Genomic DNA, 22,367 nt, shown 5'->3' with positions numbered 1-22,367 from the left:
CGTCAAGCATCGAGGTATCGAACACGCGATCGAGCAGATCCGGCGACCTCGGACTCGACCACCCGAAGAAACCAGCCGAGGACGAGCAGGGCCACCACGTCGGGAACCCATCCCAGCCGCGGGTCCGCGACTTTCCCCCGACAGACATGTCCCGAATCCGCACCTGTCGTCCGGGCCACCCGGGTGACCCTCGGGTCGAGCGCATCCGGATCGGCCACGACAAGCGCCGTTCCGTCCAGCGCAAACCGGATGATGTTCACATCACGGTGACCCACGAGCCCGCTGGCGAACTCGCCGCGGGTCGGCCTGAGCCAACGCAGCGTGGCACCGTCCGACAGGCGCACCCAGCCCCCGTGGCGGCCTGGCTCGAAGGCGGCCAGGGGCACCCGTCCCATGGGTTCGACCAGACGGATCCCGAAACCGTCGAGGTCGGTCTCCAGCACGAACGGCCGGCCGGCCGCCATCAGCTCGACCCGGCCCCGCGACCACCAGTCGGCCAGCACCGCGCCCTCGTCGGTCTCGACGTGCACGTGCCGGACCGAGGCGTGCCGGGATACCGACTCGATCCGGAAGATCAGCTCGTGCGGCAGTCCGCCGGCCCGCCGCGGGAGAAGGTCCGCCCCGGCCGTCGTCCGCGGTGTCCGGGTCCGGGTCACCGCCGGGGTCACCGCCGGGGTCACCGCCGGGCCCGCCGCCGACGCGGGCCGCCTCGCCAGGCTCCTGGGCACCGTGATCGCCATGTTCCCAACCCCCTCCGCCTCGCCGGCCGTCTCCCGGCCGTCTGCCGCCTCGATTTCGTGGACTCAGTGCACCTCCAAGCGATCAACACCCACTGCACGCACAATCACCAGAACCATTGAGAATGTGTTGATCGGAACACCTGGATTCCGCGATCGGGTCACACGACACCCCACGGAGTCGGACCGCCACCCGCGTCGCACCGGACACCGGGCGCCGGAGCAGGCCTGACGCGGAAACGACAGGGGGCCGTTCCAGATCGGTAGTTGCCGCCATGTCCCCTCCCGGCGCACGCTGCGGTAATACAGACATCACCGGGGGTCGTACGAGAGGACCAGATGCCTGACCGCGACAGCCTGCAGTTCGCCATCCTCGGCCCGTTGGAGATCACTGCCGGGGGAGCACCCATCGTGCTCGGCGGCACCCAGCGCAAGGTGCTGATGGCCGCGTTGCTGCTGGAAGCCGGTCAGGTGGTGCCCGGTCACCGGCTGCTGGAGGTGATCTGGGGGGACCCACCGCCGGAGAAGGCGCTGGCCACATTGCGCACCCATGTCAGCGAGCTGCGGCGGCGGCTGGAGACCGGTTCCGAGGTGCTGTTGCGCAAGGGGACCGGGTACGTCCTTGACGTGCGCCCGGAGCAGATCGACTCCGAGCAGGCCCGTCGGCTGCTGGAACAGGGCCGGCGCGCGGTGGATGACGGTGACCCGGTGAGCGCGATCGCCCCGTTGCAGGAGGCCCAGGCCCTCTGGCGGGGACCGCCGCTGGTCGACCTGATCGACTACCCGTTCACCCGGGCCTACGTGGACGCCCTCGACGAACTCCAGCTCGACATCGCCAAGACCCGGATCGCCGCCGATCTCTCTCTGGGTCGTCATCGCGAGGTCATCGGGGATCTGCGCGTGCTGGTGACACGGCACCCCCACGACGACGGGCTGCGCCGAGAGCTGGTTCTCGCCTTCTACCGGGACGGTCGGATCGAGGACGCGGCCCGGGCCTGCCGGGAGGGCCTGGAGGCGCTGCACGACCTGGGGCTGGACTCCGCGATGTTGCAGCAGCTGCAGGAGGACGTGCTGCGCGGCGCGTCCAGCCTGGCCTGGACCCCGCCCCGCTCGCTCGACCGGCGGGTCTCCGTGGCGCCCACGAGCCAGGGGGGGTACCAGCTGCCCCCGGACATCCGCGAATACACCGGGCGCGACACGATCCAGGCCCAGGTGCACGCCATGCTGACCGATCCGGTCGGGCTGTCACGGGGAACCGTGGTGGCGGCGTTCGCGGGTAAGGCCGGCGCCGGCAAGACCGCCCTGGCCGTGCACATCGCGCATCGCGTCCGCACGGGGTTCACCGACACGCTGTACGTGGACCTGCGGGGCAACAGCACCCCGCTGGCCCCGGCCCGGGTGCTGTCCCGGTTCGTCCAGACGCTCGGGGTCAGCCGCTCCGCGGTACCGGCCGACCCCGACGATCTCGGCGAGATGTACCGGGAGCTGCTCGCGACCCGCAAGGTCCTGATCATCCTCGACAACGCGGGGGGCGAGGCACAGATCCGGCCGCTGCTGCCGACCAGCCCGGGCTGCGCGGTCATCATCACGAGTCGGTCGCGGCTGCACGGTCTGAGCGCCCCGTACTGGATGGTGGACGTCCTGCTGCCCAGTGACGCGGTGGAGCTGCTGGCCAAGATGGTCAGCACGCAGCGGGTCGACACCGAGCCCGAGGCCGCGCGTGACATCGTCGGCCTGTGCGGCTACCTACCGCTGGCGATCCAGATCGCCGGGCGCAAGCTGGCCGCCCATCCGCACTGGAAACTGGCCCGCCTGGCCGGGCGGCTCGCCAACGAACGCGACCGGCTGTCCTGGCTGGAGGCCGGCGACCTGGAGATCCGGGCCAGCTTCTCGCTGAGCTACGAGGGCCGGCCGCCGGACGAGCAGCGCGCCTTCCGGCTGCTGTCGCTGCCCGCGATGAGCGATTTCGCGCCATGGGCCGCGGCGGCGGTCCTCGACCTCGACCTCGACGAAGCCGAGGACGTCGTCGACCGGCTCGCCGACGCCCAGCTACTCGAACGACGTGGCGCCGACCGGACGGGAACCGAGCGCTACCGCTTTCACGACCTGCTCCGGGTGTTCGCCCGGGAGCGCGAGACCGGGGTCGGCACCCCGCTCGGCCACCCCGCGGCCCCGGGTCGGATCCCCGAGGCCGGCGGGGACAACCGTCACACCGGCAACGGGCACACCGGCAACGGGCACACCGGCAACGGGCACCACGACGCTGCCGGGGCCCCCTCCGCCGGGGCCCCCTCCACCGAGGCCCCCTCCACCGTGTCCGGAGAACACCGGGCGGCCTTGGGGCGGCTGCTGTACGCCTATCTGGCGATGCTGCGGGAGGCGGTCGACACCTTCAGCCCCGGCGGGGTGCGCACCCTCACCCCCGCCGCCGAGGACGCGGCGGCGCTCACGACGGGGGCCGTGTTTCGGTTTGAACAGGCAGGCGTCGCCGACCTGGTCGGTCGGCCGCTGGTCTGGTTCGGCGGGGAACGGGGAAACCTCCTGAGCCTGATCGACCAGGCCCACGCGGCCGGTCTCGACGAGCCGACCTGGCTGCTCGCCACCGAGGCCGCCGAGTTCTACGCCTTCGCGGCGCACTGGGGCGACTGGGAGCAGAGCCACGTCCTGGGGCTGGCCGCGGCCCGCCGGGGCGGGCACCGCCTCGCCGAGGCGACGCTGCTGACCAACCTCGCCGAGCGCGACATCACGCTGGCCTTCGAGGACGCCTTCTGGCGACTGGACGCGGACGGCACGGACCCCGACGGTCAACCGGCGGTCGAGGTCTACCGGGCTACGGTCGACCACCTGGCGCTGGCCACGGAACGCCTCACCCGCGCCCGGAAGATCTTCGTCGACTTCGGCGACGAGCTGGGTGAGGCCCGGACGCTGCGCGGGCTGGCCGACGCCTGCCGCGGTCGGGGGGAGTTCTCCGCGGCCCTGGTCCACTTCGAGGCCGGCCTGGAGATGATGCGCCGGGGCGGCGCCCGCAAGGCCGAGGCGGAGACCCTGGTGAACGTCGCCATGGTCCACGGCGACCGGGACGAGCTCACCGACGGCATCAACTGCCTGACGATGAGCCTGTCGATCGCCCGCGAACTCGGCAACCGCCCGCTGGAGGCGCTGGCCCTGCGCCGGTTGGGCGATCTCCACCGTTTCCAGTACCGGTTGGACCGGGCTCTGGCAAGCTACAACGAGAGCCTGCCGCTGCTCGCCGAGCTACCCGACACCCGCTGGGAGCCACGCGTGCTCATCCGCCGGGGTGACATCCTCGCCCAGATGGACGACCATCCGGCGGCGCGGCGATCCTGGCAGCAGGGCATCACGCTGCTACGTCAGCAGGGCTCCCCCGAGCTGCCGGCCGCCGAGGAACGGCTGAGCGCACCGGTCACGGCCGAGCCCACCCAGTTCACCAGCGGGCGGCTGCTCAGCACGTTCGACCCGGCGTACTTCATCGCCCGGATCGCATCGTCCCGGCGCAGCGTCCGGTTACTCAACACCTGGACGGATCTGGCGACCCCCGAGCACCGGACCGCCTTCGCCGACGCGGTGCTCGCGGCGGTCGACGCCGGAGCGATCATTCAGGTGCTCCTACTCGACCCGGACTCCCCGGCCGTGGCCGGACGAGCCGCCGACCTCCTGCACAGCGTCGACGTACCGGGCATGATCCGCTCGAACCTGCTGGTCCTCGAGGCACTGCGGGATCGGCTCGCTCCCGTCCTGCGCTCCCGGCTCGCGGTGCGTCTCTACACCGAACAGCCCCTGACGACGTATCACCGCTGGGACACCGGGGCGCTGGTCTCGACGTTCCCCGTCGGGTACTCCTCGGCCGCCGCGACCCAGCACGAGGCGGCCGTCTCCTCCACCCTGGTCCAGTTCGTCGAACAGCACTTCGAGCGGCTCTGGAGTCTGGAAGGGAGCACCGCCTTGGACGACTATCTGCGGGTGCCGCTGCGCGTCTCCCCGTCGGACGCGGGCCATCTCGAGGTACAGGCCGAGTTCGTGCGCCTCGACGGGGCGGTGTACGTCTCCTCCCCCGACCTCGTCGCGCTGCTGGGCCGCGGCGGTCCGGACGGCCTGCTCGCGGAGGTGGCGGGCGACGGTCGGCATGTACTGGCTGGAACCGGACGGTGCCGGATGGTACCCCTGCGCGACAACGACGGCGCCGGGGCCGTGGCCACGGCCTTCGCCGACAAGTACGGGGCCGCCCGGGACAGCTTGCTGCGCCTGTCATCGGTGCGGCGATGAGCACGCTTGTCACCGTCGACTTCTGGCGGGTGCCCCGGCGACGGATCGGTTACGCCCTGGCGCGGATGGCCGCCGACCGTACCGCCCTGCGGCACACACCGGGACTGACCTTCGCAAAACTGCTGGGCACCGGTTCGGCGAGCAGTTTCACCCTGCGCGACGCCGATCCGTGCCAGTGGGCGATGGTCGCCGTCTGGTCCTCCCCGTCGGCGGCCCGTTCCTTCGAACGATCCGCGCCGGTGCGGGCATGGTCGTCGCTGGCCGAAGAACGCTGGCGGATCGACCTTCACCCGCTGTCGTCACGTGGGCGGTGGTCACGGCAGGAGCCCTTCGGCGACCCGGCGGCGTCGAACGTTCCGCCTCCCGCGAGCGCCCCCGCGGCGGTCGCGGTGATCACCCGGGCCCGCATCGCCCTGCGGCACACCCTCGCCTTCCGCCAAGCGGTGCCGGCGGTGGCGGTCGACCTCGCCGAGGCCGAGGGTCTGATCTTCGCGGCTGGCATCGGGGAGGCGCCGATCGGCTTACAGGGAACGTTCAGCCTCTGGCAGGACGCGGCGTCGCTGCGCAGGTTCGCTTACGGCCGCCCCGCGCACAGCGAGGTCGTCCGGCGCACACCGATGGTCGGCTGGTACAGCGAGGAACTGTTCGCGCGGTTCGCGGTGCTCGGCTCGCGGGGGACGCTGGGCGGGCGGGATCCTCTCCTGCAGGTCAGCCCCGGGCCGACGTTGACGCCGCGTTGAAGATCCGGCCACGGCCCCCCGCCGTATCCGGGCGGGGACACGGCCTGCTTTGACACCCCGTTGAACGGCACCCGCCACCGTGGAGGGGCCGCCCGTACCTTCCCACGCCCCGCACCTTCCCACGAACCGGGTGAAGCAAGCCGCATGTCGATACCCCGCGAGCAGGCGCCCTGGACGCAGCCCCCCCGCCGTCGGGTTCTGATCGCGACACCGGTGAGCGAACGGGTCGCGCGGCTCGTCACTCGGCACGACGCCGCCCGGCTACGCCCGGAGCTGGCCACCCGGCCGACGGGCCTGGCCGACGCCCTGGTCGAACTGCGGCCGCACACCCTCGTCGTCGGGGTGAACGCGGTGGATGGACCGGCACTCGAACGGTGGGCCACCGCGGTCCGCACGGACCCGGCGGAGGCCGGCCGGGACCGACCCCTGCTGCTGGTCCGCCGGGGCACCTCCCTCGCTGCCGTCGACCTGGCCGCCGCGGCCCGCCACCGGATCGAGGTGCGCAACACCCCCGAGGTCAACGCCCGGCACGTCGCCCGGTTCATCGTCGACCGGCTGTTCGACCCGCTCGGCCACGCACCCGGCGCCGAGTCGGCCGGGGCCGCCACGCGCACCGATCGGCCGGGCGTGCTCGGCCTCGTCGGCGCCGGAAACATCAACAGCCGGGTCGCCCGGGAGGGCGTCGCACGCGGCTGGCACCTGGCCGTGCACGCTCCCTCACTCGCGGCGAGGCCGGCGACGGTCGCGCTCTGGGCGGCGAAGCACCGACTGCCGGTAGACCGGATCCACGTCGCCCGCACCGTCGAGGACGTCCTCGACGCCGCCGATCTGATCAGCATCGCCGCGCCCCTCGTGCACGACGGGCCCCGGATATCCGCGGGCATGATCGACATGCGGCACGTCAAGTCGTTCACCGGCCGCCGACTCGTGTCGGTCAGCGAACCGCACGTCTTCACCGACCGGGCGCTGGTCGACGCCTACGACCGCCGCGACCTGGAGGTCGTGATCGACAACGCCCCCCGGTTCCTCGGCCCGGTCCGCGAGCTGCTCGCGGGGCGGATCGCCGAGGACGGCGGGGAGCCGCGGCGCGGATTCACTCTCTGCTCCGTGGCGATGCACAGTCCCGCCTGCAGCAACGATCTCGATCAGGCGTTCCTCGCGGTGGTCGGACGGGCCGACCTGGACGACCTCACCGGGAACGACCTCACCGGGAACGACCTCACCGGGAACGGCCTCACCGGGAACGGCCCGAAGGACGATCGTCATGACCTGGCCGATCGCCGGGGCGATCGGCGGGGCACCGGCCGCCGGGCCGTCGAGGACCCGGCCTCTGACGGTTCCGCCGTCGACAAGCACGACGTGGTGGTCGTCGGCGGCGGGATCGTCGGACTCACGATCGCGCTCGTGCTGCGGCTGCGGGGCCACCCCGTCCGGGTCCTCGACGCCGCGCCTGCCGACCGGGCAGACCCTGCCGCCCAGGGCACGACGTTCGCGGGGACGAACGGTCGGCACCTGTCGGCGACCGAGACCCTGCCGCAGGCGGACGCGAGCCGCGCGGGTGTCCTCGATCGCGATCCGACGCACGGCGGCTGGCGGCTACGGGACCCGGAGTCGCTGTCGGAGCCGGAGAGGGCCTGGGCCGGCGCCTTCGAGCAGTGCGCCGACCGTCCCGGGCTGCACGCGGTGGCCCGGGACCTGGTGATCGCCCTGAACCGGCTGGGGTTGCGCGGGTGGGAGCATCTTTTCGCGCTCGCCGACGGCGGGGACGGGCTCGCTGCCGGGTGCGGGTTGCGCTGGGACGCCCGCATCCCGCGGATCTATCTCGGTCCGGACGACCTCGCCGCGGGCGAGCGGCTGCAGCGGTCCGCGGGGGGGCGGGTCGTTCGGTTGTCCCGGGCGGACCTGGTTCGCGACTGGCCCGCGCTGGGCCGCTCGGTCCCGCTGCCCGACGGCGTCCGGGAGGTGACCGCAGCGGTCGAGGTGGACGGCTACGCGGTCAACATCCACGATCTGGCCACGGTACTCATCGACCGGCTGCGGGCCGCGGGCGTCGAGGTGCGCGCCGGCACCCGGGTGGAACGCATCGAGACCGACATCGAGACCGACATCGAGACCGACATCGACGGGAACCTCGACGGGAACCCCGACGGCAACGGGAACGAGGCCGGGCACGAAATCGGGAACGGAGCCGGCAGCGGGGTCCGGCTGCATCTCGCGGACGGCTCGACCCTGCGCACCGGCTGGGCCGTGGTGACCGTGGCCGGCCGCGACCTGCAGCGGCTGCTGGGCGCCGCCTGGCCCGGCGCCGGTGCCGTCGCGCATCTGCTCGGCCTCTCGCTGACCCTGCCGAACCCGGGTCTGCGACGGCCGGTGAAGGTCCACGCCGGAGATCCCCTAGGTGTGATCAATGTGACGCTGTCCGCCGATGGTGCCAGGATCCATGTCAGCGGCGGATTCGGGTATCTGGGCACCGCCGTGCGGGCGGCCGCGGACAGCGGCGTCGCCCGTCTGCGCGCGGTTTTCGAGCAGGCGGTCGCCGGCCTGTTCCCGACGCTGCGCCGGCCTGACGGCAGCGTGGAGATGCTCGACGTCCGCGTCTGCGAGCGCCCGGCGACCCCGGACGGCCTCCCCCTTGTCGAGGCCGTGGCAGACCACGGCGGCCGGGTGATCGTGGCGGCAGGGACGAACGCGGGTGGCACCGTGCAGGCCCCGGCGGTGGCCATGCTGGTGGCCGACCTCCTCGCCGGCACGCCGCGCTGCGCCACGCTCGCCATGGCCGGTGATCGGGCCGGTCTCCCACCCATCCGGAGTTAGCACCCTCCACATCAGTGGAATGACGTTACGTAGCAGTAATTCCCATCGCCGAGCGGTGCCGGCGGGCGGCGAGTTATCGTCGAGCGACGTGATGGTGCGCCCCAGCCTCCTGGCTCGCCGGACCCGACTCGTGGGGCCAGGTCGGCGATCCGGGCGCGGACAGGAGGCGACGCCGGTGACCGACGTGGACGTGAGGGTGGTCCGCTGGTCCCCGAGCCGGATGCGCACCCGGCTCGACGATGTCATCGCGGTCTACAAGGCCGCTTTCCTCGATCACCACGAGCCTGACCCGCAGCGGGCCGCCCGGGACCGGGCCGCCCATGCGCGCCGGCACTTCGAGCGGCGGGACCTTCGTGCCGTGGCGGCCGTCACACCCGACGACGAACTCATCGGGATCACCTACGCCCTGCCCGGCCGGGTCGGCCAGTGGTGGCACGACGTCGTCGCCGGCGCGCTCCCGCCGGACTCGGCCGCGTACTGGCTCGACGACTGTCTCGAGATCGTGGAGCTGCACGTCCTGCCCGCCTACCAGGGCCGGGCGATCGGGCGCACCATACTGCGGGAGCTGCTGCGCGGGGCCCCGCAACGCACGGCCGCGCTGTCCGCCCTCGAACCCCCGGGCAGTCCGGCGCGCCGGTTGTACGATCATGAGGGATTCGTTCCATTGTTGTCCGACTTCCAGTTCCCCGGGACCCTCACCCCCTACGCCGTGCTCGGCAAGGAGCTCCGCGGACGCTCCCCCGCCCGTCCCGACGGTGCCTCCGCCCAAGGAGCCGACCGGCACGCACCGGTACGATGACCGCCGACGCGCTCTTCACCGGATCGGCGCGGCCGGCGCGGCCCACCGCGGTGCCGTGGATCTTCGCGGCGGCCACCGTGGCGGTGCAGCTCCCCTGTCCGTTGGTCACCGGATCCGCCGGGGCGGCGCTCGCCATCGCCTCGATCGTGCTGTTCTTCGCCTCCTCGGTGAGCCACGCCCTGCTCACCCGTGGCCGAGCGTGGACCGCCGGGTTTCTCGCCGTGACCGTCGGCGGCGGGCTGCTCGTGGAGACCGTGGGCGTGCACACCGGCTGGCCCTTCGGCCGCTACGTCTACGGCTCCGCCCTGGGCACCCGCCTGTACGGCGTCCCGGTCGTGGTGCCGATGGCCTGGGCGATGGCGACCTACCCGGCGTATGTCCTGGCCCGTCGCCACCACCGCGGCCGGGCGCGCACCGTCGTGCTGGCCGCGCTCGTCCTCGCGGCCTGGGATCTTTTCATCGACCCGCAGATGGTCGCCGCGGGGTACTGGCGGTGGCTCGGCGGCGGCCCGACGCTCAACGGAATCCCACTCACCAACACCGCCGGCTGGGTGGCCGTCGCGATCGCCATGACCGCGGCGTTGACGGCGCTTCCGGACCAGGCCGGGAGCACGGCTCGCGACGAGCGCGCCCCGCTCGCCCTTCTCCTGTGGGCCTACGTCTCCTCGACGCTGGCGAACCTCACCTTCTTCGACCGTCCCGGTGTGGCCGCGGCCGGCGGGATCGCGATGGGGGCTGCGCTCGTCGCGGCGGCCCGGGCCGGACCCCGGGACCGTGCCCGGGCCGGGGACCGCCCGGTCCCGGCGGGCTCCCCACCACGATGACGGCGCCGTGGCGGACAGGGCACGGGACGAGGCACCGGACGGTACCGAGATCCCCGGCCCGGTGGCTTGCCGGGCGATGCTGGTCGGGTGCGGTACGGTCCGCCGCGGTGGCGTCCACCGCCATCGCCGTGCACACGGCGGTGAACGCGCGGCTGCTACGCGTCCCACCGCCGGCCCGGCCGGTACGCGAACGGGTGACGGTCGTGCTACCCGTCCGCGACGAGGCCAGGAGCCTGCCGCGGTGCCTGTCGGCCCTGCTCGGCTCACGGTGGGTGCCCGACCTCGAGATCCTCGTCTACGACGACGGTTCCACCGACGGCACCGGGGAGATCCTCGCGCGGTGGGCGGCGAGGGACAACCGGATCGTCGCGCTGCGCGGTGCGGAGCCGCCCGCCGGCTGGCTCGGCAAACCGCACGCCTGCGCCCGGGCCGCGGCGGCGGCCACGGGCACGGTCCTCGTCTTCGTCGACGCCGACGTCACGGTGGCCCCCGACGGCGTCGCGCGGACCGTTCTCCTCCTGCGGGACGCCGGCCTCGACCTCGTCTCGCCCTACCCGCGTCAGGAGGCGGCCGGTGTCGCCGAAAGGCTGATCCAACCCCTGCTCCAGTGGTCGTGGCTGGCGCTGCTGCCGCTGCGGCTGGCCGAACGCTCCGCCCGGCCGTCGCTTTCGGCGGCGGGCGGACAGCTGCTGGCCGTGGACGTGGCGGCCTACCGCCGGGCCGGCGGCCACGAGGGTGTCCGGGACCAGGTCATCGAGGATGTCGCCCTGCTGCGCAGGCTCAAGCGTGCCGGCGGGCGGGGAGTGGTCGTGGACGGCACCGATCTCGCGGTCAACCGGATGTACTCCGGATGGTCACAGCTGCGGGACGGCTACGCGAAGTCGCTGGCCGTCGCCGGTGGAAGCACGCTCGGCAGCGTCGGGCAGATCGGCATGCTGGCCTGGCTGTTCGTCGTGCCGGCGGTGGCGGCACTGGGTGGCTCGGGCCCGGGCGCGGTCGGGTACCTCGCCGGGGTCGCCGGCCGGGTGCTCGCCGCCCGCCGCACGGGCGGCCGGAGCTGGCCCGACGCCGCCGCTCATCCGGCTTCCGTGAGCCTGTTGGGCTACCTGACTGCGGTGTCGTGGTGGCGTCGTCGGCGGGGTACCGCCCGATGGAAGGGACGACCGGTTACCCGCTGCCCCTGACCACTGGTCCGCACCCCGCACCCCGCACCCCGCCAGGAGCTTCCCTTGCCCCTCCGGCGGCTTCCTTCTTCTTCCCGAGGCTTCGATGCCCGTTTCCTTCCTCGTGGATAACCGGGAAGGAGCAGCTCGTACAGTCGTCGCATGGCCCGTGTTGTGGTGATCGGCGCCGGTGTGGGCGGGCTGGCGGCCGCGGCCCGGCTCGCCGCCACCGGGCATGACGTGACGGTCTGCGAGCAGTCGTCGCGGACCGGAGGCAAGCTCGGCTGGTACGAGCGCGATGGGTTCGGCTTCGACACCGGTCCGTCCCTGCTGACCATGCCCGGCGTGTTCGAGGACCTGTTCACCGCGACCGGCGGGCCGTTGCGCGGCGAGGTGGAGCTGCGTCGGCTGGACCCGATCGCGTCCTACCGGTTCGCCGACGGCACGACGCTCGCCGCACATGCCGACGACGACGCGTTCGTGGCCGAACTGGACGATCGGATCGCCCCCGGGTCGGGCGAGGACTGGCGGCGGCTCGCCGACCGGGCCTGCCGGGTCTTCGACGCCGCCGAAGGACCGTTCCTGTCCAGTCCCGTGTCGGCGACCGGGCTGGTTCGGCTCGCCTGGTCCGCACCCGGTGACATCGCCGCGATCGCGCCCGGCCGGAGCCTGCGCCGGCTGGGCCTGCGCTACCTGCGTGATCCCCGGCTGCGGATGATCCTGGACCGCTATGCCACCTACTCCGGGTCCGATCCCCGGCACGCCCCCGCCGCTCTGGTGTCGGTGGTCCACGCGGAACGGCGCTTCGGGGGCTGGTACGTCGCGGGCGGCCTGCGCCGCCTCGGGGATGCGCTCACCCGCCGCGCCGAGGAACGCGGCGTCCGGATCCTGCTCGACGCGCCGGTGCTGGCGGTGACCCGGACCCCCGGCGGCCGGGTCGACGGGGTCCGTCTCGCCGACGGTATCCGGCTGCCCGCGGACGTCGTCGTCGCGAACGCCGACGCGGCGGCGCTCTACGGCCGGCTGGTGAACGATCGGGTCGGCCGCCGGCGGCTGCGGCGGACTGTACCGTCGATGTCCGGCTTCGTGCTGCTGCTGGCCCTGACGGGTCGCACGCCCGGGCTGGGGCATCACACGGTCACCTTCCCCGCCGACTACGATGCCGAGTTCGATGCCGTCTTCGCGGGCCGGCTGGCGGCCGATCCCACTATCTATCTTGCCGCGCCCGCCGACCCGGCCTGCGCGCCGCCGGGCTGCGAGGCGTGGTTCATCCTGGTGAACGCGCCCCCGCATCGCGGCGCGGGCGGCCACAACGGCGCAGGCACCCTGGACTGGGACCGTCCCGGGCTCACCGACGGCTACGCCCGGCGCATCCTCGACGTGCTCGCCGCCCGCGGGTTCGACGTCCGCTCCCGGTTGCGCTGGTACGAGACCATCACCCCGGCGGATCTGGAACGGCGCACCGGGACGGTGGGCGGATCCATCTACGGTGGATCCTCGAACGGCGTGCGGGCGGCCTTCCTGCGGCCTCCGAACGCATCCCGGGTACCCGGCCTGTTCCTCGTCGGTGGGTCAACCCATCCCGGCGGCGGGCTGCCGCTCGTCGTGCTCTCCGCCGGCATCGTCGCCGGTCTCATCGGCCCGGCCTGACCCGGCGGTCAGGGCCGCGTGGACCGTGGCCGTGAGCTGAAGGAGGCCGATGGCGCAGACCGCCAGCGTCGCGGTCGTCGCGATACTCGCGGCGAGGTTCGCGAGGCCGGGCACCAGACCCGCTCCGAACGAGCCAACCGCGGCGATGATGATCCGGGTCGGCCGCTCCCCGACGGTCACCACACCGATCTCGTCGAAGCCGGCGTTGCCGGCCCGGGCCCGGGTGTACTCCAGCAGTCCCAGCATGCTGCCTGCCGCGATCACGAGGCCGCCGGGTGCGCCGAGACACCACAGGGCCAGCAGGTAGGCCAGGTCACCGCAGCGGTCCACGACGGAGTCCAGGACATATCCCCAGGCGCTCGCGCGTCGGGTGAGAATCGCCACCGCTCCGTCGAGGTTGTCGGCCAGGCCACTGAGCACGATCACCAGAGCCCCCAGCAGTGGCCACCGGCCACCGGCCACGGCCGGGGGAATCGCGAGGGCGGTGAGCACGGCCCCCCCGGCGGTCACCGCCGACGGGCGCACCCGGCGGGCGGCGAGCGGCCTGGCCAGCCAGTAGACCACCGTCAACCAGGCACGAACGAGCCATAGCCCGCGCGCCAGGTCGTAGCCGCCGTGCAGGGCCGACCATTGGGCAAGGTAGGTGTCCCGACCGGGTAGCGGGGTGCTCACGTCGTCCATCGTGCCCGTCGTCCATCCCGTTCCGCCATCCCGTTCCGCCCGGTACGGCCAGCGCCCCGCCCGGTACGCCGCCATCCGTCCGGTACGCCGTCTCGCGCTGGGACATGCTGGGACATAGAGTCTCGTCGTCCCCTACCGCGAGCCGTAGCGGCACCCTGCGTCCGGCCGGCGACCAAAACCGAAGGCGTCGATCGGTCACCGGACCGGCCCGAGGTGGGGAGACGCGGTGTCGGAGGAACAGCGGTGTCACGAGAGAACAGCGGTGCCACCCAGACGTGGCGGGAGTGACGTGTCCGAACAGGTAGGCGGCGTAGTGGAGACCCTTGAGGACCTCGACCCGCGGGCGGTCTTCTCCGCCCATCGCGACCAGGTGATCCTTGCGGTACGGATCACCCCGATCTTCAACACCCTTGATCTCAGCCTGGTGACGGCGGTGGTGGACGCCGCCAACCAGGCCGGGTTCGCGCTGGTCCGGGAGCATTCGCTCCGCGACGAATGGCTGCTGTGCGTCTTCGATGCCTACGACGAGCACGACTGAGTGCCGGCCCGGCGGCATGAGCGCGGACGGGTCAGGCGAGCGGCCCACCCGTCATGCGCCACCGGGACACCCCGCGGATCGGCCACCCCGCGGACCGCGGCCGGCTATCGGACCGCCTGGTAGATCTCTCGGGTGGCGCTGGAGCGGTTGAGGGTGATGAAGTGCAGGCCCGGTGCACCGCCGTCCAGCAGGCGACGGGACAACTCGGTCGCCACCTCGACCCCGATCGCCCGCACGGCCGCCGGGTCGTCGGCGACGGCCTGCAACCGGGAGGCCAGCGCCGGCGGGAAGGCCGCGCCGGACAGCTGCGCCATCCGGACGATCTGCGCGACGTTCGTCACCGGCATGATCCCAGGAATGATCGGCTTGTCGCAGCCCAGCCGGCGGACCCGGTCGACGAGACGGAAATAGTCGTCAGCGCCGAAGAAGAACTGGGTGATGGCGTAGTCCGCGCCGGCGTCGAACTTGCCCACCAGGTAGCGCGCGTCGCTGTCGAAGTCGACCGATCGTGGGTGCTTGTCGGGGAAGGCTGCCACGCCGACGCAGAAGCCGCCGACCGACCTCACCAGGCGCACGAGTTCGTCCGCGTGCCGCAGGCCCGCGGGATGGGCGGTCCAGGTGCCCTGCGGATCCCCTGGCGGGTCGCCGCGCAGGGCCAGGACGTTGCGCACCCCGACGCCGGCGTAGTTGCCGATGACCCGGCGCAGCTCGGCGACGGAGTGGTTGACCGCGGTGAGATGGGCGATCGGCGTGAGGGTGGTGTCGGTGGCGATCCGCTCGGTCACCCGGATCGTGCCCTCGCGCGTCGACCCGCCCGCCCCGTACGTCACCGAGACGAACGAGGGATGCAGCGCCTCGATCTGGCGCAGGGCCGTCCACAACTGCCGCTCGCCGTCCGGCGTCTTCGGCGGAAAGAACTCGAAGGAAAAGGACGCACGACCGGTGGCGAGGTACTCGCCCATCGTCGTGGGTTGCGTGCTCAGACTCCGGACCGCCGCCATGGCACGAGGGTAGACCGAGCGTGGCCACGATCGAAGACGGACCCCCGATCGGAAACACGACCGATCAGGCCCCGACAGCGGGCAGCAACATTTCCCCGGCGTGATCCCATGAATCCCCAGCGTGATCACGCGAGAGTCATGATCCGTCGATTCCACCAACGTGGGTGAGCAACCCGGCTGAAACGGGCTCGTTGGGCGGGACCAGCTGGGACAACCCAGATGGACGGTAGATGGACAAGAGACGTCAGATAGACAAGGGTCCCAGCGGCGCGGCGAGACCGACCCGTACCCGCCCGGACACGCTGCGCGCCACCACCTGGCACGCCGCGTGCGCCGACGGGGTCAGCTCCACGTCGGCCGCCCCGGGATCGGCGGTCTCCACCTCCACCCCGTACTCGCCGTCGGGCAGCATGACGGTGACCATGCCTGTCTCGCTCTGCGCCCGCACGCCGTCCGGCGGTTCGCTGAAGTGCAGGTTGACGTCGCCGTCCCGGCTGCGCGCGGCGACCGGACCGCGCGTGAGCTCCCGCCCGGCGATGGTGCCATCGCGGGTGACCAGGGACAGTTCACCGCCTACCCCCCACAGCGTGATTTCGCCGGCGAGCACCTCGGCCCGCACCCGGACCCGTGGCGGCACGGTCAGCCTGACCCGCACGTCGCTGGCCCGGCCGTCGATCCGCAGCGTGCTCCCGGCCCTCGTGAGCACGGGTACGGACCGACCGGGACGACGCCGCACGGTCAGCGCGACGTGCACGTCCTCGCGGTCCCGCCCGGAGATCTCGACGCGGCCGGCGGCCACCAGAACCTCCACGGCGTCGATACCGTCGACAGTGTGAGTCAGCTCCGCGGGTGGCAGCCGCAACAGGGTCAATCCGCCCAGTGCGGCGGCGACCAGCAGAACGGCGACCACGACGACGGCGGTGTCGAACACGGGCACACCGCACGGTACCCCGGGCGCCGGCCAATCCCCGGCCACACCACGGTGCCGGACCACACCACGGTGCCGGACCACACCACGGTGCCGGACCACACCACGGTGCCGGACCACACCACGGTGCCGGACCACACCACGGTGGATGTGCGCCGGCGGGTCTCCGCCGTGTTGCGGCGCTTCGCCGGTTCGCGCGGAGCGCTCCTGCGCGGAATCGACGACGATCTGATCCCGTTCGTCCGTATCGCCACCGAATTTCTGCTGGCGGAGGGCAAGCGGTTGCGTCCCGCCTTCTGCTACTGGGGGTGGCGGGGCGCGGGCGGCCCGGACTGCGACGAGATTGTGACCGCCGCCGCCGCCATCGAGCTGCTGCACGCCTGCGCGCTGATCCACGACGACGTCATGGACGCCTCCGACACACGGCGCGGCAGGCCGGCCGCGCACCGGCGCTTCTCCCGGGTCCACCGGACCGCCGGCTGGCGGGGTGATCCCGCCGACTTCGGCCGCTCGGCCGCGATCCTGCTCGGCGATCTGTTCCTGGCCTGGGCCGACGAACTGCTCGCGGCCAGCAGGATGCCACCCGAGGCGTTGGTCCGGGCCTGGCCCACCTACGGGCGGATGCGCAGCGAGCTGATGGCGGGGCAGTACCTCGACCTCGTCGGCCAGGCCGAGGCCGGTCCGCACGGCGGCCTCGATCCCGGGCGGGCGGTCCGCATCGCCCGGTACAAGACCGCCGGTTACACGGTGGTCCGTCCCCTGCAGCTCGGCGGTCTGCTCGCGGGCGCGCCGCCGGACCTGTTGGCGGCCTATGCGGCGTTCGGCCTGCCGCTCGGCGAGGCGTTCCAACTCCGCGATGACCTCCTGGGCGTGTTCGGCGATCCGGCGGTGACGGGAAAACCCACCGGGGAGGATCTGCGTGACGGGCGGCCCACTGGCCTGCTGGCGCTCGCGCTGACCCGTGCGCAGCCGGCCGCGGCGGCCCGGCTGCGCACGCTGATCTCCCCGCCGGTCCGGCGCGCCGGGCACCCTGAGGATGCGGGACAGCCCGAGAATCCCGGGTATTCCGGGGGACCCGGATGTTCCCCGGGATTCGGGCCCACCGAGAACCCCGCGGCCCGCGCCGCCCGGGTCGCCGAGGCCCGCGACATCATCGCCGCAAGCGGAGCGGTGGCCGCCGCCGAGGAACGGATCGCCGCCCGGACCGCCACGGCGGTCGAGGCGGCCCGACGGGCGGATCTGGACGTCACAACCCTCGCCGCCCTGACGGAACTCGCCATGGCAGCGACTTCGCGATCACATTGAGCAACCGACCACATCGGGTAACCGCACCATCGACAGGGAAGTCCATCGACCAGGAAGCAGGTGGCAGGTGCGCACGGTGACCGGAGCGACGGATCACGTCGTCATCGTCGGGGCCGGTCTCGCCGGTCTGTCGGTCGCGCTGCGCCTGGTCGGAGCCGGCCGGCGGGTGACGGTGCTCGAGCGGGATGCGACCCCCGGCGGTCGGGCCGGCCTGCTCGCACTGGGCGACTATCGTTTCGACACCGGACCGACCGTCCTGACCATGCCCGAGCTGATTGCCGACGCCCTGGACTGTGTCGGGGAGGATCTCGACCGCTGGCTGTCACTGACCCGGCTCGACCCGATGTACCGGGGGTTCTTCGCCGACGGTTCGTCGCTGGACATCCGCGCCGACCCCGCCGACACCGCACAGGAGATCCGGGCGCTGTGCGGCCCGGCGGAGGCGGCCGGCTTCGAGCGGTTCGTCGGAATCGTCACTGCAATGTTCCGCACCCAGCTGCGCCACTTCATCGACGCGCAGGTCGACTCCCCGCTGTCGTTGCTGCGCCCGCAGCTCGCCCGGCTGGCCGCCCTCGGCGGCTTCCGCCGGCTCGACACCGTCGTCGGCCGCCATCTACGGGACCCGCGGACCCGGCGGATGTTCTCCTTCCAGGCGATGTACGCCGGGCTCGCCCCGCACGACGCACTGGCCCTCTATGCCGTCATCTCCTACATGGACTGCGTCGCCGGGGTCTACCACCCGGCCGGCGGCATGCACGCCGTCGCCGAGGCGCTGGCCGGCGCCGCGGCCAAACACGGTGCCACCCTGCGCTACGAGACCACGGTGACGCGGGTGGAGGTGCGGGGCGGCCGGGCGGTCGCGGTGCACACCGCGGCGGGGGAGCGCATCGGCGCCGACGTGGTGGTGCTCAACCCCGACCTGCCGATCGCCTACACCGAACTGCTGCCTCCCTCGACGGCGCCGGCCCGCCTGCGCCGCCTGCGGTACTCGCCCTCGTGCTTCCTCCTGCTGGCTGGGGCGCGCGTGGAGTACCCGCACACCGCGCATCACACCATCCACTTCGGCCGGGCCTGGCGGTCGACCTTCCGCGAGATCATCGATCGCGGCGAGCTGATGAGCGACCCGTCCTTCCTCGTCACCACCCCCTCACGCACCGAACCCGCGATGGCCTCGGCCGGCGGCCACACGTACTACGTGCTCTTCCCCACACCCAACCTCACCGCCCCGCTCGACTGGTCGGTGCTGCGCTCGCGCTACCGCGACGAGGTGGTCGCCACCTGCGAACGCCACGGCTACCGAGGCTTCGGCGACGCCATCGAGGTGGAGCAGGTCACCACGCCCGCCGACTGGCGGGCCCGCGGGATGGCGGCGGGCGCCCCGTTCGCGGCGGCCCACACCTTTCGCCAGACCGGTCCGTTCCGCCCCTCGAACCTGGCCCCGGGCCTCGCGAACGTCGTGTTCGCCGGCAGCGGCACCCGGCCCGGCGTCGGGGTCCCGATGGTCCTCATTTCCGGCCGGCTGGCCGCGGAGCGGATCCTCGGCGCTGACCGGGGTTACCGTTCCCGCGCCCTGTGCTGACCCGTGACGCACCCCGGCAGCCCGACAGCCCGACAGCCCGGTGCCCCGGTGCCCCGGTGCCCCGAACATTTCCCACCGCCGAGAAGTTGCTGAAGAGCGGCTTAGAAGAGGCTTCCGGCCAGGCCGTGCCGAGTCCTTTGGCACCCTGTTCCACGATGCGGCTGGGACAATGCTGCCATGGACGAAGGGCACAGCCCGGCCGGCCTCGCCGTACCGGACACCACGTCGGACGCGGCGCTGCTCGAACGCGCCCTGTTCGAGATCAAAAAAGTGATCGTCGGACAGGACCGGATGGTCGAACGTATGCTCGTCGCCCTGCTCGCCCGGGGCCACTGCCTGCTGGAGGGCGTGCCCGGGGTCGCGAAGACGCTGGCCGTGCAGACCCTCGCAACCGTCGTCGGCGGTTCGTTTGTCCGCATCCAGTTCACCAACGACCTCGTGCCCTCCGACATCGTCGGTGCCCGCATCTACCGGGCGAGTCAGGAGGCGTTCGACGTCGAGCTCGGCCCGGTCTTCGCGAACTTCGTGCTCGCCGACGAGATCAACCGGGCACCCGCGAAGGTGCAGTCGGCGCTGCTGGAGGTGATGTCGGAGAAGCAGGTCTCGCTCGGCGGGGTCACCCACCGGCTTCCCGAGCCGTTCCTGGTACTGGCCACCCAGAACCCGATCGAATCCGAGGGTGTCTACCCGCTACCGGAGGCGCAGCGGGACCGGTTCCTGATGAAGGTCAACGTCCCCTACCCGAACCCGGCGGAGGAGCTCGAGATCGTCCGGCGGATGGGCACCTCGCCACCGCTCCCCGAGCGGGTCCTGACCCCGCAGGCGCTGACCCGGCTGCAGACCCGAGCCGACGAGGTGTTCGTCCATCACGCCATCATCGAGTTCGCCGTCCGGCTGGTGCTCGCCACCCGGTCCCCCGGCGAGGCGGGTCTACCCGAACTCGAGGGCCACCTGGCCTACGGAGCCTCGCCGCGCGCCTCGCTCGGACTGGTCGCGGCGGCCCGCGCGCTCGGCCTGCTGCGCGGGCGCGACTACGTCGTACCCGACGACGTCGCCGCGGTCGCCCTGGACGTCCTGCCCCACCGCCTGGTGCTCTCGTACGAGGCGCTGGCCGAGGGGCTGACCGCGGACGCGATCGCCGCCCGGATCCTGGGCGTGGTCCCGCAGCCTCAGGTGGCGCCCCGCCAGCAGGGCCCCCACTACCCCACCGGTCCGCATGCCGGCGGGTGGGGGACGAACCCGCGTTCGGGCTTCCCGGAATACCTCGACCAGGGTGCGTCCGGATGACGGACCCCGCGGACCGGCTCCGGGCCGGCTCCGTGTCGGCGACCGATCCGGCGGTGGAGCGGACCCTGCGCCGGCTCGAACTGACCGTGCTCCGCCGTCTCGACGGCATGCTCCTCGGCGATCATCTCGGGCTGCTGCCCGGTCAGGGCAGCGAGAAGGCCGAGAGCCGCGAGTACGCCGTCGGTGACGACGTGCGCCGGATGGACTGGGCCGTCACGGCCCGGACCACCGTCCCCCACGTCCACGATCTCATCGCCGACCGGGAGCTCGAGACCTGGGCGCTGGTGGACCTCACCGCCAGCACCGAGTTCGGCACCGGTACCTGGCAGAAGCGTGATCTGGCGATTGCCGCCACGGCCGCGGTCGGCTTCCTGACCGCCCGCACCGGCAACCGGATGGGCGCGATCGCGCTGACCCAGGCCGGTCCACGGGCGATCCCGGCCCGGCCCGGCCGGGACGGGCTGCGGGCGCTGCTGCACACGCTCATCACCGCGCCTCGCGGCGCGCACGACCGGCCCCGCCGCCGGCCCGATCCGGCGGCGGCCACCGACCTCGCCGCGGCGGTGGAGGGCCTGCTGCGCCCGCCGCGCCGCCGGGGGCTCGCGGTCGTCGTCTCCGACTTCCTGTCCACCGACCTGCGCTGGGAACGGCCGCTGCGGGTGCTCGCGGCGCGGCATCAGGTGCTCGCCATCGAGATCGTTGACCCGCTCGAGCTGACCCTGCCACCGGTCGGGCCGCTGCCCGTCGTCGACGCCGAGACGGGGGCGTTCGTCGAGGTCCCGACGTCGTCGCGGCGGTTGCGGGAACGTTACGCCGCGGCCGCCGTCGCCCACCGCAGCGCGGTCTCGCTGGCGTTGCGCCGGGTCGGCGCCGACCATCTGGTCCTGCGCACCGACTCGGACTGGCTGGTCGACATCGTCCGGTTCGCCTCGGCGAACCGGCGCGGCCGGGGAGCCGGCCGCCGCCCGCCCGTGGGTCGGACCGACCAGGGTGGCACGGCGGCGCCCGCCACCAGTCGGGCAGGCACCAGTCGGGCAGGCAGCCGGTGAGCTTCCTGGCCGGGCACTGGCTGTGGCTGTACCTGGGGGTCGGCGCGTTGCTGATCTCCTATGTCGTGGTCTCGGCGCGGCGGCGGGTGTATGCCGCCCGGCTGTCGTCGACGTCGCTGCTGTCCTCGGTGCTTCCCCGCCGACCGCAGTGGTGGCGCCGTCACGTCCCGGCGGCGCTGCTGCTGCTCGCCCTCGCCGGGTTGGTGTTCTCCCTGGCGCGACCGGCGCGGGCCGAGCGGGTTCCCCGGGAACGCGCGACGATCATCCTGGCGATCGACGTCTCCAACTCGATGGCGGCCACGGACATCGCCCCGACCCGGCTGGCGGCCGCCAAGCAGGGCGCCTCGGCATTCGTCGACCAGCTCCCTCCCCGTATCAACCTCGGGCTGGTCTCGTTCGCCGGCAGCGCGACGGTCCTGGTGCCCGCGTCCGCCGACCGCGAGTCGGTCCGCGCCGGCATCCGCGGCCTGCAGCTCGGTCCCGCGACCGCCGTCGGCGAAGGAATCTTCGCCTCGCTCCAGGCGATCACCACCGCCGGCAAACGGTTCTCCGACACGGGGCAGAGCGCGCCTCCGGCCGCCATCGTGCTGCTCTCCGACGGGGAGACCACCCGTGGGCGGCCGAACAACCAGGCGATCGAGGCGGCGCGGCAAGCCCGTATCCCGGTGGACACCATCGCCTACGGCACCGCCGACGGAACGCTCGACGTCGGCGGCCAGGAGGTGCCGGTGCCGGTCAACGAACAGGCGCTCCGTGACATCGCGGAGCAGACCGGCGGCTCGTACCATCGTGCCACCTCCGGCGACGAACTGCGTTCGGTCTACCGGGGGCTCGGTAGCTCGATCGGCTACCGGACCGAATACCGGGAGGTCACCACCTGGTTCCTCGGGCTGTCCCTGGGGCTGGGATTCGCCGCGGCGGCGACGTCCCTGGCGTTCACGTCCCGGCTTCCCTGAGGGGATCGACGCCGACGAGGGGGTCAACCGGA

17 protein-coding genes are annotated in these 22,367 nt (G+C 72.8%); 13 read left to right on the top strand and 4 right to left on the bottom strand.

All coding sequences use genetic code 11. From position 1 onward, the window contains the following. Positions 1-2 precede the first annotated feature (2 nt). Positions 3-740, bottom strand: coding sequence for a hypothetical protein (locus tag BMG523DRAFT_RS05185; RefSeq protein WP_011435841.1), 738 nt, complete (start codon positions 738-740; stop codon positions 3-5). Positions 741-1,076: 336 nt separating this feature from the next. Between BMG523DRAFT_RS05185 and BMG523DRAFT_RS05180 the strand changes: the two genes are divergently transcribed. The 7 genes from BMG523DRAFT_RS05180 (at position 1,077) to BMG523DRAFT_RS05150 (ending at position 13,011) form a co-directional block, all read left to right on the top strand. After that, complete coding sequence (locus BMG523DRAFT_RS05180; RefSeq protein WP_043590547.1) at positions 1,077-5,021, top strand: BTAD domain-containing putative transcriptional regulator; 3,945 nt, start codon at positions 1,077-1,079, stop codon at positions 5,019-5,021. Then, complete coding sequence (locus tag BMG523DRAFT_RS05175; protein WP_011435839.1) at positions 5,018-5,761, top strand: hypothetical protein; 744 nt, start codon at positions 5,018-5,020, stop codon at positions 5,759-5,761. The genes BMG523DRAFT_RS05180 and BMG523DRAFT_RS05175 overlap by 4 nt, the downstream gene beginning before the upstream one ends. Positions 5,762-5,905: 144 nt before the next feature. Next, positions 5,906-8,575: an FAD-dependent oxidoreductase gene (locus BMG523DRAFT_RS05170; protein ID WP_043590546.1), complete on the top strand. Its 2,670-nt coding sequence runs from the start codon at positions 5,906-5,908 to the stop codon at positions 8,573-8,575. A gap of 220 nt (positions 8,576-8,795) precedes the next feature. Next, positions 8,796-9,374: an N-acetyltransferase gene (locus BMG523DRAFT_RS05165; RefSeq protein ID WP_051623779.1), complete on the top strand. Its 579-nt coding sequence runs from the start codon at positions 8,796-8,798 to the stop codon at positions 9,372-9,374. Further along, positions 9,371-10,198 carry a bisanhydrobacterioruberin hydratase CruF gene (gene cruF, locus BMG523DRAFT_RS05160; RefSeq protein ID WP_011435836.1) on the top strand — a complete coding sequence of 276 codons (828 nt, stop codon included), beginning with the start codon at positions 9,371-9,373 and terminating at the stop codon, positions 10,196-10,198. Before BMG523DRAFT_RS05165 ends, cruF begins: the two co-directional genes overlap by 4 nt. A 107-nt stretch (positions 10,199-10,305) precedes the next feature. Next, entirely contained in the window at positions 10,306-11,382 is a 1,077-nt protein-coding gene (locus BMG523DRAFT_RS05155) for a glycosyltransferase family 2 protein (RefSeq protein WP_035730603.1), read from the top strand. A gap of 141 nt (positions 11,383-11,523) precedes the next feature. Next, the gene (locus BMG523DRAFT_RS05150) at positions 11,524-13,011 is read left to right on the top strand and encodes an NAD(P)/FAD-dependent oxidoreductase (protein ID WP_011435834.1); all 1,488 of its coding nucleotides are present in this window, start codon (positions 11,524-11,526) and stop codon (positions 13,009-13,011) included. Here BMG523DRAFT_RS05150 and BMG523DRAFT_RS05145 read toward each other — a convergent pair. Continuing rightward, positions 12,934-13,692, bottom strand: coding sequence for a CDP-alcohol phosphatidyltransferase family protein (locus tag BMG523DRAFT_RS05145; protein ID WP_023840954.1), 759 nt, complete (start codon positions 13,690-13,692; stop codon positions 12,934-12,936). The genes BMG523DRAFT_RS05150 and BMG523DRAFT_RS05145 overlap by 78 nt on opposite strands. A 289-nt stretch (positions 13,693-13,981) precedes the next feature. On the opposite strand from BMG523DRAFT_RS05145, the gene BMG523DRAFT_RS05140 reads away from it, so the two are divergent. Next, positions 13,982-14,230 (top strand): hypothetical protein, encoded by a 249-nt coding sequence (locus BMG523DRAFT_RS05140; protein ID WP_011435832.1) that lies wholly within the window; start codon positions 13,982-13,984, stop codon positions 14,228-14,230. Between the two features lie 104 nt (positions 14,231-14,334). On the opposite strand, the gene metF is transcribed toward BMG523DRAFT_RS05140, so the two are convergent. Continuing rightward, a complete protein-coding gene (gene metF, locus BMG523DRAFT_RS05135) occupies positions 14,335-15,231 on the bottom strand; it encodes a methylenetetrahydrofolate reductase [NAD(P)H] (RefSeq protein WP_011435831.1) in 897 nt (298 codons plus the stop codon). Positions 15,232-15,475: 244 nt separating this feature from the next. Next, positions 15,476-16,162: a hypothetical protein gene (locus tag BMG523DRAFT_RS05130; RefSeq protein ID WP_023840952.1), complete on the bottom strand. Its 687-nt coding sequence runs from the start codon at positions 16,160-16,162 to the stop codon at positions 15,476-15,478. 213 nt (positions 16,163-16,375) lie between these two features. Between BMG523DRAFT_RS05130 and BMG523DRAFT_RS05125 the strand changes: the two genes are divergently transcribed. The 5 genes from BMG523DRAFT_RS05125 to BMG523DRAFT_RS05105 all read left to right on the top strand — a co-directional run bounded on the left by BMG523DRAFT_RS05125 (position 16,376) and on the right by BMG523DRAFT_RS05105 (position 22,335). Next, the gene (locus BMG523DRAFT_RS05125) at positions 16,376-17,464 is read left to right on the top strand and encodes a polyprenyl synthetase family protein (protein WP_349256623.1); all 1,089 of its coding nucleotides are present in this window, start codon (positions 16,376-16,378) and stop codon (positions 17,462-17,464) included. 67 nt (positions 17,465-17,531) lie between these two features. Beyond that, on the top strand, positions 17,532-19,043 hold the full coding sequence (crtI, locus tag BMG523DRAFT_RS05120) for a phytoene desaturase family protein (protein WP_011435829.1): 1,512 nt from the start codon (positions 17,532-17,534) through the stop codon (positions 19,041-19,043). A 177-nt stretch (positions 19,044-19,220) separates the two neighbouring features. Beyond that, positions 19,221-20,330, top strand: coding sequence for a MoxR family ATPase (locus tag BMG523DRAFT_RS05115; RefSeq protein ID WP_011435828.1), 1,110 nt, complete (start codon positions 19,221-19,223; stop codon positions 20,328-20,330). Further along, positions 20,327-21,379 carry a DUF58 domain-containing protein gene (locus BMG523DRAFT_RS05110; protein ID WP_011435827.1) on the top strand — a complete coding sequence of 351 codons (1,053 nt, stop codon included), beginning with the start codon at positions 20,327-20,329 and terminating at the stop codon, positions 21,377-21,379. Before BMG523DRAFT_RS05115 ends, BMG523DRAFT_RS05110 begins: the two co-directional genes overlap by 4 nt. Further along, positions 21,376-22,335 (top strand): VWA domain-containing protein, encoded by a 960-nt coding sequence (locus BMG523DRAFT_RS05105; RefSeq protein ID WP_011435826.1) that lies wholly within the window; start codon positions 21,376-21,378, stop codon positions 22,333-22,335. Before BMG523DRAFT_RS05110 ends, BMG523DRAFT_RS05105 begins: the two co-directional genes overlap by 4 nt. Positions 22,336-22,367: the final 32 nt, after the last annotated feature.

This window comes from Frankia sp. BMG5.23, from assembly GCF_000685765.2.
Classification (GTDB): domain Bacteria; phylum Actinomycetota; class Actinomycetes; order Frankiales; family Frankiaceae; genus Frankia; species Frankia casuarinae.
The sequence above is the reverse complement of the archived record's forward strand: the minus strand, read 5'-3'. Positions and strand labels throughout refer to the sequence as shown.